The sequence below is a fragment of the Actinophytocola sediminis genome, from assembly GCF_054779715.1.
Map to the genome: position 1 here is coordinate 157281 of NZ_BAAGXS010000077.1, position 12785 is coordinate 170065.

General features: G+C 70.7%; 13 protein-coding genes. 12 read left to right on the plus strand and 1 reads right to left on the minus strand.

The features are described from left to right. Positions 1–79 precede the first annotated feature (79 nt). Complete coding sequence (locus ACYVIP_RS35810) at positions 80–1246, minus strand: citrate synthase 2 (RefSeq protein ID WP_460404600.1); 1167 nt, start codon at positions 1244–1246, stop codon at positions 80–82. 255 nt (positions 1247–1501) lie between these two features. Between ACYVIP_RS35810 and ACYVIP_RS35815 the strand changes: the two genes are divergently transcribed. The 12 genes from ACYVIP_RS35815 to ACYVIP_RS35870 all read left to right on the plus strand — a co-directional run bounded on the left by ACYVIP_RS35815 (position 1502) and on the right by ACYVIP_RS35870 (position 12777). Continuing rightward, on the plus strand, positions 1502–1819 hold the full coding sequence (locus ACYVIP_RS35815) for an urease subunit gamma (RefSeq protein ID WP_460404602.1): 318 nt from the start codon (positions 1502–1504) through the stop codon (positions 1817–1819). After that, positions 1816–2100 (plus strand): urease subunit beta, encoded by a 285-nt coding sequence (locus ACYVIP_RS35820; RefSeq protein WP_460404604.1) that lies wholly within the window; start codon positions 1816–1818, stop codon positions 2098–2100. Before ACYVIP_RS35815 ends, ACYVIP_RS35820 begins: the two co-directional genes overlap by 4 nt. Positions 2101–2108: 8 nt before the next feature. Next, on the plus strand, positions 2109–3815 hold the full coding sequence (locus ACYVIP_RS35825; RefSeq protein ID WP_460404606.1) for an urease subunit alpha: 1707 nt from the start codon (positions 2109–2111) through the stop codon (positions 3813–3815). Next, positions 3815–4498, plus strand: coding sequence for an urease accessory protein UreF (locus ACYVIP_RS35830; RefSeq protein WP_460404608.1), 684 nt, complete (start codon positions 3815–3817; stop codon positions 4496–4498). Before ACYVIP_RS35825 ends, ACYVIP_RS35830 begins: the two co-directional genes overlap by 1 nt. Then, a complete protein-coding gene (gene ureG / locus ACYVIP_RS35835; RefSeq protein WP_460404610.1) occupies positions 4488–5180 on the plus strand; it encodes an urease accessory protein UreG in 693 nt (230 codons plus the stop codon). Before ACYVIP_RS35830 ends, ureG begins: the two co-directional genes overlap by 11 nt. Next, positions 5177–5896, plus strand: coding sequence for an urease accessory protein UreD (locus ACYVIP_RS35840; protein WP_460404612.1), 720 nt, complete (start codon positions 5177–5179; stop codon positions 5894–5896). The genes ureG and ACYVIP_RS35840 overlap by 4 nt, the downstream gene beginning before the upstream one ends. Positions 5897–6337: 441 nt before the next feature. Beyond that, positions 6338–6949: a TetR/AcrR family transcriptional regulator gene (locus tag ACYVIP_RS35845; protein WP_460404614.1), complete on the plus strand. Its 612-nt coding sequence runs from the start codon at positions 6338–6340 to the stop codon at positions 6947–6949. A 194-nt stretch (positions 6950–7143) separates the two neighbouring features. Then, entirely contained in the window at positions 7144–7818 is a 675-nt protein-coding gene (gene pdxH / locus ACYVIP_RS35850) for a pyridoxamine 5'-phosphate oxidase (RefSeq protein WP_460404616.1), read from the plus strand. Positions 7819–7866: 48 nt separating this feature from the next. Beyond that, entirely contained in the window at positions 7867–9162 is a 1296-nt protein-coding gene (locus ACYVIP_RS35855) for an MFS transporter (RefSeq protein WP_460404617.1), read from the plus strand. Between the two features lie 47 nt (positions 9163–9209). Further along, positions 9210–10619: an APC family permease gene (locus ACYVIP_RS35860; RefSeq protein ID WP_460404619.1), complete on the plus strand. Its 1410-nt coding sequence runs from the start codon at positions 9210–9212 to the stop codon at positions 10617–10619. Positions 10620–10643: 24 nt separating this feature from the next. Continuing rightward, on the plus strand, positions 10644–11555 hold the full coding sequence (locus ACYVIP_RS35865) for an aldose 1-epimerase family protein (protein ID WP_460404621.1): 912 nt from the start codon (positions 10644–10646) through the stop codon (positions 11553–11555). A gap of 10 nt (positions 11556–11565) precedes the next feature. Next, on the plus strand, positions 11566–12777 hold the full coding sequence (locus ACYVIP_RS35870; protein WP_460404623.1) for an amidohydrolase: 1212 nt from the start codon (positions 11566–11568) through the stop codon (positions 12775–12777). Positions 12778–12785: the final 8 nt, after the last annotated feature.

Here is a 12785-nt window from a genome sequence, read left to right on the forward strand (position 1 = left end):
GGTCAGGGACCTACGCGGGACTGAACCTCACTGTCAACCGATCGACCGACACCGCCGTCGACCGGGGCTGACGTCCGGGTCAGGAGTGGGTGACGGTGTCCCAGCCCTCGACCTCGTCGGGGCGGCGGGGGGCCGGGCCGACGTAGTGGGCCGACGGGCGGACCAGGCGGCCGGTGCGCTTCTGCTCGAGGATGTGGGCACACCAGCCGGCGGTGCGGGCGCAGGTGAACATGGCCGGCATCATGTGCGGCGGGACCTGGGCGAAGTCGAGGATGACCGCGGCCCAGAACTCCACGTTGGTCTCGATCGCGCGGTCCGGGCGGCGTTCGCGCAGCTCGGTCAGCGCCGCGCGCTCCAGCTCGGCGGCCGCCTCGTAGCGCTCGGCGCCCAGTTCCTGGCAGGTGCGGCGCAGGACCCGGGCGCGCGGGTCCTCGGCGCGGTAGACGCGGTGGCCGAAGCCCATCAGCCGGTCGCCCTTGTCCAGAATGGTCGAGACCACCTTGTGCGCGTCGCCGATGCGCTCCACGTCGGCGATCATCGGCAGCACCCTGGCCGGCGCCCCGCCGTGCAGCGGACCGGACATCGCGCCGATCGCGCCGGACATCGACGCGGCGACGTCGGCGCCGGTGGAGGCGATCACCCTGGCGGTGAAGGTGGACGCGTTCAGCCCGTGCTCGGCCGCGGAGACCCAGTAGGCGTCGATGGCCCGGACGTGCGCGGGGTCCGGCTCGCCCCGCCAGCGGGTGAGGAACCGCTCGGTGATCGTGGTGCACTCGTCGATCCGCTGCTGGGGCACCGCGGGCCGGCCGATGCCGCGCGCGGACTGGGCGACATAGGACAGTGCCATCACCGAGGCGCGGGCGAGCTGTTCGCGGGCCTGCGCGTCGTCGATGTCCAGCAGCGGCTCGTAGCCCCAGATCGGGGCCAGCATGGCGAGCGCGGCCTGCACGTCGACCCGGACGTCGCCGGTGTGTACCGGGATCGGGAACGGCTCGGCCGGCGGCAGTCCCTGGCCGAACCGGCCGTCGACGAGCAGTGCCCACACCTCGCCGAAGGTGATCTTGCCCGCGAGGTCCTCGATGTTAACCCCGCGGTAACGCAGCGCTCCGCCGTCGCGGTCGGGTTCGGCGATCTCGGTGCGGAACGCCACGACCCCTTCCAGCCCAGGTCGGAAGCCGTCGTCGGGGTCGGACACCGACGTGTTCGCTGCCGCGTTCTCATCGACCTGTCGCACCGCGCCGTGCATCGTTTCTCAGCCTCTCCGCCAGTCCCCGAATGTCTCCCGCGGTACCGGATTCCCGGCGCGGTCAGGCCCCCGCCGCACCGGCGTTCACCACGCGGTCAGGCCACTTTCCTCCTGTTCGGTGCCCCGAGGCAATTGTCCGGACCGGTGGTTTCGGTCACGATTCAGGAGAACGATTCAGATAAAGGCACCGACGCAAGACGTTAAGCGTGTGTTTCCGGAATCGAAACTCACACCTCCCGGTGGTAGACCTCTCCTATGCATCTGACCCCCCAGGAACGGGACAAGCTGCTGGTGGCGATGGCCGCCGAGGTCGCCCGCCGCCGCCTCGGGCGCGGCGTGCCGCTGAACTATCCGGAGGCGGTCGCGCTGATCACCGATCACATAGTGGAGGGCGCGCGGGACGGCCGTTCGGTGGCCGAGTTGATGTCGTCGGGCCGTTCGGTGCTCACTCGGGAACAGGTCATGGACGGCATTCCGGAGATGATCGACTCCGTTCAGGTGGAGGCCACCTTCCCCGATGGCACCAAACTGGTAACCGTGCACAGCCCGATCGTCTCCAGGAGCGAGCCATGATCCCAGGTGAGGTACTACTGGGGGCCGAGCCGATCGAGCTCAACCCCGGCCGGCCGAGGCGGACGCTGATCGTGCGCAACACCGGCGACCGGCCGGTCCAGGTCGGCTCGCACTTCCACTTCGCGGACACCAACCCCGGGCTGTCCTTCGACCGCGCGGCCGCCGCCGGGCACCGGCTGAACATTCCGGCCGGTACGTCGGTCCGGTTCGAGCCGGGGGTCGACCGGGAGGTCTCGTTGGTGCCGCTGGCCGGGCGCCGGGTCGTCGCGGGGCTGCGGTGACCGAGGGCATGACCGAGCGCGCGCGGTACGTCGCGCTGCTCGGCCCGACCGTCGGCGACCGGGTGCGGCTCGCGGACACCGACCTGCTGATCGAGGTGACCGAGGACCGCTCGCTGGGCACCGGCGCGGGCGACGAGGTCATCTTCGGCGGGGGCAAGGTGATCCGGGAGTCGATGGGCCAGTCCACCGCGACCAGAGCCGACGGCGCGCCGGACCTGGTGATCACCGGGGTGGTGGTGCTCGACCACTGGGGGGTGGTGAAGGCCGACGTCGGGGTGCGCGACGGGCGGATCGTGGGCATCGGCAAGGCGGGCAACCCGGACACCATGGACGGGGTCGACCCCGCGCTGGTGATCGGCCCGTCGACCGAGATCGTCGGCGGCAACGGGAAGATCCTGACCGCCGGCGGGATCGACTGCCACGTGCACTTCATCTGCCCACAGCTGACCGACACCGCGCTCGCGTCCGGGCTGACCACGTTGATCGGCGGCGGCATCGGGCCGGCGGAGAGCAGCAAGGCGACCACGGTGACCGCCGGCTCGTGGAACCTGGCCAGGATGTTCCAGGCGATGGACGGCCAGCCGGTGAACGTGGTGCTGCTCGGCAAGGGGAACACCGTCTCGGCCGACGGCCTGCGCGAGCAGGTGGCCGGCGGCGCGGCCGCGTTCAAGCTGCACGAGGACTGGGGCACCACGCCGGCGGCGATCGACGCCTGTCTGCGGGTGGCCGACGAGACCGGGGTCCAGGTCGCGATCCACACGGACACGTTGAACGAGGCCGGCTTCCTGGAGTCCACTGTGGACGCCATCGCCGGCAGGTCGATCAACGCCTACCACACCGAGGGCGCGGGCGGCGGGCACGCGCCGGACATCATCCGCGTGGTCGGCCTGCCCAACGTGCTGCCGTCCTCGACCAACCCGACCCGGCCGCACACCGTCAACACCATCGACGAACACCTCGACATGCTGATGGTCTGCCATCACCTCAACCCGTCGGTGCCCGAGGACCTTGCCTTCGCGGAGAGCCGGATCCGGCCGACGACCATCGCCGCCGAGGACGTGCTGCACGACCTCGGCGCGATCTCGATGATCGGCTCGGACTCCCAGGCGATGGGCCGGATCGGCGAGGTGATCATCCGCACCTGGCAGACCGCGCACGCGATGAAACGGCGCCGCGGCACGCTGCCCGGCGACGGCGCGGCGGACAACCTGCGGGCGCGCCGCTACGTCGCGAAGTACACGATCAACCCCGCGATCGCGCACGGGATCAGCCACGAGGTCGGCTCGGTCGAGGTCGGCAAGCTGGCCGACCTGGTGCTGTGGGAGCCGAAGTTCTTCGGGGTCAAGCCGTCGCTGGTGATCAAGGGCGGGTTCATCGCGGTGGCCGCGATGGGCGACGCGAACGCCTCGATCCCCACCCCGCAGCCGGTGCTCGCCCGGCCGATGTACGGGTCGGCGCCGAGGGTGGCCGCGGCCTCGAGCCGGCACTTCGTCGCCGAGCAGGCCCTTGGCCTGGCCGACCGGCTCGGCACGGCGACCCCGCTGGCCGCGATCACCGACACCCGGCGGGTGTCGAAGGCGGACATGATCGCCAACGACGCGCTGCCGGCGGTGACGGTCGATCCGGACAGCTTCGCGGTGCACGTCGACGGCGAGCTGATCGAGCCGATGCCGGTGACCGAGCTGCCGATGGCGCAGCGGTACTTCCTGTTCTGATGTCCGTGCTGGCGATGTTGCTCGCGGACTCCCGGTTTCCCGGGGGTGGGCACGTGCACTCCGGCGGGCTGGAGGAGGCGGCCGCGCGCGGCCTGGTGCGCACCGAGGCGGACCTGCCGGGTTTCCTGTCCGGCAGACTGCGCACCGCCGGCCTGCTCGCCGCGGTCTTCGCCGCGTGGGCCGCGGCCGCAGGCGATACCGCCGAATGGTCCACGGCCGACGCCGAGTTCGACGCCCGTACGCCATCCGCCGCAGCGCGTTACGCCTCTCGGACGCAGGGACGGGCCACCGCGCGGGCGGCGAGCGCGATGGTTGTCCCCAGTGTGGACAGCGGCTGTGGATCATCCTTGTGCGCGCTGCTGGCCGCGACCCCGCGCCCGCACCACGCGATCGTGCTCGGGGTGCTGATCGGCGACCCGCGCCCGGCCGCCCAGGTGGCGGCGTACCTGTCGGTGAGCGGCCCGGCGAGCGCGGCGGTCCGGCTGCTCGGCCTGGATCCGCTGCGGGTCAACGCGGTCGTCGCGGCGCTGGCGCCGGGGTGTGAGGCCGTCGCCGACCGGGCGAGTGCCTGCGCGGCCCGGCCGCTGGCCGAACTGCCCGCCCCCGGCTCACCCGGGCTGGACCTGCTGGCCGAGGAACACGACCGGCATCACCGAGAAGAGGTGCGTCTCTTTGCGAGCTGACCACATCCACACCCACCCGGTGAACTTCGATCCGAGCGCCACCGAGCCCGACCGGTACGCCGCGCGCCCGCCCGCGGGCGGCCCGCTGCGGATCGGGGTCGGCGGGCCGGTCGGCAGCGGCAAGACCGCGCTGGTGGCCGCGCTCTGCCGCGCGCTGTCCGATGTGGACCTCGCGGTGGTGACCAACGACATCTACACCACCGAGGACGCGGAGTTCCTTCGCCGGGCGGGAGTTCTCGACCCGGCGCGGATCGAGGCGGTGCGCACCGGCTGCTGCCCGCACACCGCGATCCGCGACGACATCACCGCGAACCTGGACGCGGTGGACACGCTGACCGAGCGCTTTCCCGCGCTGCGCCTGGTGATCATCGAGAGCGGTGGGGACAACCTGACCGCGGTCTTCAGCCGGGGCCTGGTCGAGCACCAGATCTTCGTGGTCGACGTCGCCGGCGGGGACAAGGTGCCGCGCAAGGGCGGTCCCGGGGTGACCACCGCCGATCTGCTGGTGATCAACAAGACCGACCTGGCGCCGCTGGTCGGCGCGGACCTCGACGTGATGTCCGGGGACGCGCACCGGATCCGGGCCGGCCTGCCGGTCGTTCTCCAGTCCCTTGTGGACACCCCGGACGCGCCGGCGGTGGCCGCCTGGGCGCGCGCCCGGCTGGCCGCGGTCGCTGGGTGAGGGCGCGAGCCCACCTGGCGGTCGCCCGCGACCGGACCGGCGCCACCGTGGTCCAGCAGCTGCGCAGCGCGGCGCCGATCACGCTGGTTCCCGCCCGTGCCAACGGGTCCACGCTGGTGCACGTGGTCGGCTCCGCCGCAGGACCGCTCGGCGGCGACGAGCTGGACCTGACTGTCCACGTCGGACAGGACGCCACGCTGCGGCTGGTCGGGGTCGCGGCCACGGTGCTGCTCCCCGGCCAGCACGACGCGCCGAGCCGGTCGACCGTGCGCTTCGAGCTGGCGCCCGGCGCCCGGGTGGACTACCTCCCGGAGCCGACGGTGATCACGGCCAGGGCCGACCACGAGGCGATCCTGGTGGCCACCCTCGCCGGCGACGCGCGGCTGCGGACCCGCGAGGTGCTGGTGCTCGGCCGCGCCGACGAGCGGCCGGGTGCGCTGACCACGCGCACGTCGGTCACCAGGGACGGCCATCCGGTGCTGCGCCAGCACCTGCGGGTCGGCGACCAGGAGCTGGACGCGAGCCTGGCCGGCCTGGCCGGCAGGCGGGTGCTGGCTACCGAGCTGGACCTGGACGGCGCCGGCGCTGACCCGGCGAGCGGGCAGTGGTGGTCGCGTAGCCCGCTGGCCGCCGGCGGCTCGGTCACCACCGCGCTGGCCGACGACGTGGTGACCGCGCTGCGCCTGCTGCGCGCCAGTCGGATGACCGGCGAATAAGAAACTCCCCGAAATTGCGCGCAGTGAATATTCACGCGTTTGGTGTCCTTGTGGTTGAACCGTAAAATGCCCGCGTGGGCGTGTCGGGGGCAAGCGCGATCTTTACCGTGTCCGCATCGAATGACAACCCGGGGACCCCTGGTAGGAGCCGAATCGCCGGGGTGTAAAACGGTTCGTCAGATGGTGTGGGAACTCCCACCTAAGGGCGGGCACTCGGCTTGGCCGGTGAACAACACCGTGGCCAGGCGGACAAACCCAACAACACGTGGCCGAGCGAACGTGGGAGGATTTCGCATTGTTGGTGACCTCAACTGGGGTTCTCTACTGTGGTAATTGAAATTTTCAGAACGTTATCCTGGTCGGGTGTGACCGCCCGGCCGGATATTCCCAGCTGAGAGAGCTGAGGGAGAAGGTCCGATGGGGCAAGGACCGCACAGCCGCATGTATCGGGGAGTGGACACCGAACAGCGGCGAGCCGAGCGGCGGGAGCGGCTGCTCGAGGCGGCACTGGACGAGTTCACCACGAGGGGCTATCACAAGACGAAGATCGCCGATCTGTGTGCGCGGGCAGGCGTGTCGACCAGGAACTTCTACGAGAAGTTCGCGAGCAAGGAGGCGTTGCTGCTCGAACTGCACGCGCACGTCAACACGATGGCGCTGCGGCGGATGCGGCCGGTACTCGAGTCGCTGGCCGGGGCCGACGCGCTGACCAGGATCACCAGACTGCTCGACGAGTTCGTCGCCACGGTGACCGAGGATCCGCGCTTTCCTCGACTGAACTACGTCGAGGTGCCGGGGATCAGCCAGGCGATGGAGCGCCAGCACCGCGACTGGTTCAACCGCTACACCGACTTCATCGAGACGGAGTGCGACCGCGCGGCCGCGGCCGGGCTCGCACCCAAGCGCGACTACCGCCTCACGGCGATCGCGCTGGTCGGTGCCGTCACCGGCATCCTGCGCGAGTGGCAGGCGCACGACCCGCCGATGCCGGCGGAGGCGGTGGCCAACGAGATCCGGCAGGTCTGCGTCGCGGCCATCACCCGTCCGGCCTAGCGCACGTCGCCTGGTGTTTCCACAGCGTTTCCGCATCGATTCCGGTGGGGGTCATCACCCGTCGTGCGGTTTCCGCACGACGGAAATCCCCGTACCGTCACGGCCAGAGGGCTTCCCGACGACGCGACGATGGACGACGACGGCGGCAGGCCCTCGCGTGATATGTGGGTCCCTACACGACTAGGAGCTCGGGCATGGCTGACGGCAGGATCACCACCAGTGACCTCACCCTGGAACTGCCGAAGATGCGGGTCTCCTATGAGGAGGGGACGCTGAGCGAGCCGGAGCTCGCCGGCACCTGGTGGGAACAGCTGCAGGTGTGGCTGGACGACGCCATCCGGGCCGCGGCGCCGGAGCCGAACGCCATGGTGCTGGCCACGGCCAACGCCGAGGGCATCCCCGCCTCCCGCACCGTGCTGGCCAAGGGGCTCGACGAGCGCGGCGTCGTGTTCTTCACCAACTACACCTCGGCCAAGAGCCACGACCTGATGGCCACCCGCTTCGCCTCGGCGACCTTCCCCTGGTACTCGCTGCACCGCCAGGCCACCGTCCGCGGCACGGTGGAGAAGGTCAGCCAGTCCGAGACCGCCACCTACTGGGCGAGCAGGCCGAGGGGTTCCCAGATCGGCGCGTGGGCCTCCCCGCAGTCGATCGTGGTCAGCGGCCGGCACGCGCTGGAGTCCGCGCTGGCCAACGTGCGGCGCCAGTTCGCCGACGTGGACGAGGTACCGGTGCCCCCGCACTGGGGCGGCTGGCGGATCCGGCCGGAGGTGGTCGAGTTCTGGCAGGGCCGCCGCGACCGCATGCACGACCGGCTGCAGTTCAAGCTCGGCCGGGACGGCTGGAAGGTCGAGCGCCTCGGTCCGTGAGCGTTCTCACGCACGAACGAAGTCCTGGCCAGGACTAATCTCTGACAGGTGGGGGCGGGTAACGGCCGATGGCGCAGGATCGCCATCGACACCAGACCACTGAGAGTGCCGTCGTTCCGGCGGCTGTGGATCTCCACCGCGATCACCGCGGTCGGCAGCCAGTTGACCACCGTCGCCGTGCCCAAACAGGTCTTCGACCTCACCGGGTCGTCGGCCTACGTCGGGCTGACCGGGGCCTTCGGCCTGGTGCCACTGCTGATCTTCGGCTTGTGGGGCGGCGCCATCGCCGACACGGTGGACCGGCGCACCGTGATGCTGGTCAGCAACACGGGTATCGCGGTCACCTCGATCGCGTTCTGGCTGCAGGCCGTCATCGGCGTGGACAACGTCTGGCTGGTGTTGGTCCTGTTCGCCGTGCAGCAGGGGTTCGTCGCGGTCAACCTGCCGACGCGCACCGCCGCGGTGGCGCGGCTGGTGCCGCTTTCGCTGCTGCCGGCGGCGATCGCGCTGACGGCCACGGTGTCCTCGTTCGGCATGGTCTTCGGCCCGCTGGTCGCCGGCGCGCTGATGCCGCTGGCCGGCCTCCCGCTGCTCTACCTCGCCGACGCCATCGCGCTGACCGTCGCCACGCTCATGATCCTCCCGCTGCCGAGGATCCGGCCGCTCAACGGCATGACCCGGCGGGCGGGGCTGGCCGACATCGTCGACGGCTTCCGTTACCTGGCCGCCAAACACGTGCTGCTGGCGTCCTTCCTGATCGACATCATCGCGATGGTCGCCGGCATGCCCCGCGCACTGTTCCCGGAGATGGCCGAACGCACCTTCGGTGACCCGCCGGGCGGGGGGCTCGCGCTCGGCTGGCTGTACGCCGCCATCCCGATCGGCGCGCTGCTCTGCGGGCTGGCGTCGGGCTGGATCGGCACCATCCGCCGGCACGGCGTCGGGGTCACGGTCGCGGTGTGCGCCTGGGGCGTGGCGGTGATGGGGTTCGGGTTCGCCACGGCGCTCTGGGTCGCGGTGCTGTTCCTCGTGCTCGGCGGCGTCGCGGACATGATCAGCATGGTCTACCGCAGCGCCATCCTGCAGATCGACGCCACCGACGACATGCGCGGGCGCATGCAGGGCGTGTTCATCGTGGTCGTCGCCGGTGGGCCGAGGGTCGCCGACCTGCTGCACGGGTGGACCGCGGCCGCGGTCGGCACCACGGTCGCGGCCAGCGGCGGGGGCGCGCTGGTGATCGTGCTGACCGTGGTCGCGGTCGCCTGTCTGCCCGTTTTCTGGCGGTATCGGTCGCCGGATCCCGACGATGATCAACCAGAGGATCAGAACGTAGTGAACAAGTAACAACCCGCTCTGGAACTCGGCTGCATGATCGGGCATGCTCAGCGTTTATGGTGACCGAGAACACAGCACAGAACGAGGAGAAGCAGCCGTCGCTGGTGCGGGTCATGGGCCCCCGGCTGCTGTTCTTCTTCGTGATCGGCGACATCCTTGGCACGGGTATCTACGCGCTGACCGGGAGTGTCGCCGGCAAGGTCGGCGGGGCGCTGTGGCTGCCCTTCCTGTTGGCGTTCGTGGTCGCGTTCCTCACCGCGTTCGCCTACCTGGAACTGGTCGGCAAGTACCCGAGAGCCGCGGGCGCGGCGCTGTACACCAACCGCGCGTTCCGCAAGCCGTTCCTGACCTTCGTGGTGGCGTTCGCGGTGATGTGCTCCGGGATCACCTCGGCCTCCTCGGCCGCGCTCGCGTTCGGCAAGACCTACCTGCCGGCGGCCTTCGACATCACCGACATCTCGACCAGCACGATCGCCATCATCGCCGTGCTGTTCGTGATCATCCTGGCCACGGTCAACTTCATCGGGGTCGCGCACTCGGTGAAGGCCAACGTGGTGCTCACCTGCATCGAGCTGGCCGGGCTCGCGATCATCATCGGCGTCGGCATCTACGCGGTCGCCGGCGGCAACGGCGACCCGACCAGGCTCGCCCAGATCGACACCTCGGACACCACCTGGCTGCTCGCGGTGACCGGCGCGACCTCGCTGGCGTTCTTCGCCATGGTCGGCTTCGAGGACTCGGTGAACATGGCCGAGGAGGTCCGCGAGCCCAACCGGGTGTTCCCCAAGGCCCTGCTGTCGGGCATGGCGACCGCCGCGGTGATCTACGTGCTGGTCGCGATCACGTCCTCGCTGCTGATCGCCGCCGACGACCTGGCGGCCGCCGAGTCCGGGGCGCTGCTCGAGGTCATCGGCGTCGGCGCGCCCGACTTCCCGCGCTGGATCTTCGAGTGGATCGGCATGTTCGCGGTCATCAACTCGGCGCTGATCAACATGCTGATGGCCAGCCGGCTGCTCTACGGCATGGCCAACGAACGGATCCTGCCGAAGATCTTCGGCACCGTGCACCCGTTCCGGCGCACGCCGTGGGTGTCCATCCTGATCACCAGCGGCATCGCCGCCGTGCTGGTGGCCACCGCCGGCTCCGACGGCGTGAGCAAGCTCGGCGGCACCACGGCGCTGTTGCTGCTGTGCGTGTTCGCGGTGGTCAACATCGCGGTGCTGGTGCTGCGCCGGGAGTCGGTGGACCACCAGCACTTCCGGGCGCCGACCTGGGCGCCGATCGTCGGTGGCGTGCTGTGTGGCTACCTCGCCATCCCTGGCCTGTCCGGGCGGCCGGGCAGCGACTACTACATCGCGCTCATCCTCGTCGGCGTCGGCGTCCTGCTGTGGTTGCTCAACTGGCTGTATCTGCGCCGTAAGGGTGAGCAGGTGACGGAGATCGACCCGGAGGCTCTCAAGGAGTGACGTCCTGGCAATAAGGTCATTGCCATGGGACCTACCGGAGGACAACTGGAGATCGGGCACGGCGACGCGCGCGCGACCGTCACGACGGTCGGCGCGTCGCTGCGTGCCTTCGAGGTGGCGGGTGTCGCCTACGTCGAGACCTTCGGCGCCGAGGACACCCCACCGCTGGGCGCGGGCGCGGTGTTGGTGCCCTGGCCCAACCGGGTTCGCGGCGGCACCTGGCCGCACGCCGGCCTGACCCAGCAACTGGAGGTCACCGAGCCCGCGCGGGGCAACGCCATCCACGGCCTGACCCGCCGGGAGGAGTGGACCGTGGCCACCCGCACCGACGCCGAGGTGACCCTCGAGGTGGAGCTCGACGGCCGGCAGGGCTGGCCGTTCCCCTTTCGCACCGGCATCACCTACGCCGTGGACGCGGCCGGGCTGACGGTGTCGCACACCGTGCACAACCTCGCCGACGAGGAGATGCCCTTCGGCATCGGCAGCCACCCCTACCCCCGGCCGGGCGGCACCGACATCGACGACTGCGTGCTCACCCTGGCCGCCTCGACCGTGCTGCCGGTCGACGCGGAGACGATGGTGCCGATCGGCAAGCCGGTGTCGGTCGAGGGCACCGAGCTGGACTTCCGCGCCGGCCGGCCGCTGCGCACCGCCGACCTGGATACCGCGTTCGGCGGCTGTGAGCCCGGCGCGGACGGCCTGGTGCGCCACACCGTGACCCACGACGGCGGCGGCGTCGAGGTGTGGGCGGACGCGGCGTTCGGCTGGGTGCAGGTGTTCACGCCATCGGCGTTCCCCGGCCGCGGCGGCCGGGCGATCGCCATCGAGCCGATGACCTGCCCGCCGGACGCGCTGAACTCGGGCACCGACCTGATCGTGCTGCCGGCCGGGGAGACCTGGTCCGGGCGGTGGGGCGTGCGCCCGCTGGCGGGGTAGGTTGCCGCTCGTGAGTATTGCGATCACTGGTGGATATGTCGTTCCGGTCGACGGCGAGCCCGTCGATGGCGGAACCGTGCTGATCGAGGGCGGCGTGATCGTCGCGGTCGGTGCCGAGGCCGATGTGGACATCCCGGACGACGCGGAGATCGTGGACGCGGCGGGTACCTGGGTGCTGCCCGGTTTCGTCGAGTCGCACGGGCACGTCGGCGTGATCGAGGAGGGCGACGGCTGGGCCGGCATCGATGTCAACGAGATGACCGACCCCAACGGCGCCCGGCTGCGCGCGCTGGACGGCATCAACCCCGACGACCAGGGCTTCCGGGACGCGCTGGCCGGCGGGGTGACCACCGTGGTGGTCAAGCCGGGGTCGGGTAACCCGATCGGTGGACAGACGGTGGCGGTGAAGTCCTGGGGCCGCACGGTCGAGGACATGCTGGTGCGCGAGCCGGTGAGCGTGAAGAGCGCGCTGGGGGAGAACCCGAAGCGGGTGTACGGCGAGCAGCAGAAGCTCCCGTCCACCCGGCTCGGGGTGGCCGCGGTGATCCGGGACGCCTTCACCAAGGCCCAGGACTACCGGGAGGCCAAGGCGTACGCGGTCCGCGAGGGCAAGCCGTTCGAGCGGGACACCACCCAGGAGATCATGCTGCGGGTGCTCGAGCGGGAGCTGCCGTGGTGCCAGCACACCCATCGCGCCGACGACATCGCGACCGCGATCCGGCTGGCGGAGGAGTTCGGCTACCAGCTGATCATCAACCACGGCACGGACGGCCATCTGCTGGCGGACACGTTGGCCGCCAAGGACATCCCGGTGATCCTCGGGCCGCTGATCGTCGGCCGGTCCAAGGTTGAGGTGCGCCGCCGGTCGTTGCGCAACCCCGGGATCCTGGCGCGGGCCGGCGTGCGGATCGCGCTGACCACCGACCATCCCGTGCTGCCGATCGACTATCTGGTGCACCAGGCGACGTTCGCGGTCAAGGAGGGCCTGGACACCGACACCGCGCTGCGCTCGATCACCGTCAACCCGGCGCAGATCATGGGCCTTGCCGACCGCGTCGGCGCGCTGAAGCCAGGCCTGGACGCCGACATCGTCCTGTGGTCGGGCGACCCCCTGGACGTGATGAGCCGCGCGGTCCGCGTCTTCGTCAACGGTCGCGACGTCTACCACTACGACGACACGACCGCCCAGGGCATCACCGCCAACCCCTTCTACGCCGAGTAACCCCGGGC

Coding starts and splice junctions, on each gene's coding strand:
- ACYVIP_RS35865 (WP_460404621.1), top strand. CDS start 10,644: ATGGGACCTACCGGAGGACAACTGGAGATCGGGCACGGCGACGCGCGC.
- ACYVIP_RS35825 (WP_460404606.1), top strand. CDS start 2,109: ATGACCGAGCGCGCGCGGTACGTCGCGCTGCTCGGCCCGACCGTCGGC.
- ACYVIP_RS35815 (WP_460404602.1), top strand. CDS start 1,502: ATGCATCTGACCCCCCAGGAACGGGACAAGCTGCTGGTGGCGATGGCC.
- ACYVIP_RS35845 (WP_460404614.1), top strand. CDS start 6,338: ATGTATCGGGGAGTGGACACCGAACAGCGGCGAGCCGAGCGGCGGGAG.
- ACYVIP_RS35820 (WP_460404604.1), top strand. CDS start 1,816: ATGATCCCAGGTGAGGTACTACTGGGGGCCGAGCCGATCGAGCTCAAC.
- ACYVIP_RS35860 (WP_460404619.1), top strand. CDS start 9,210: ATGGTGACCGAGAACACAGCACAGAACGAGGAGAAGCAGCCGTCGCTG.
- ACYVIP_RS35830 (WP_460404608.1), top strand. CDS start 3,815: ATGTCCGTGCTGGCGATGTTGCTCGCGGACTCCCGGTTTCCCGGGGGT.
- ACYVIP_RS35810 (WP_460404600.1), bottom strand. CDS start 1,246: ATGCACGGCGCGGTGCGACAGGTCGATGAGAACGCGGCAGCGAACACG.
- pdxH (WP_460404616.1), top strand. CDS start 7,144: ATGGCTGACGGCAGGATCACCACCAGTGACCTCACCCTGGAACTGCCG.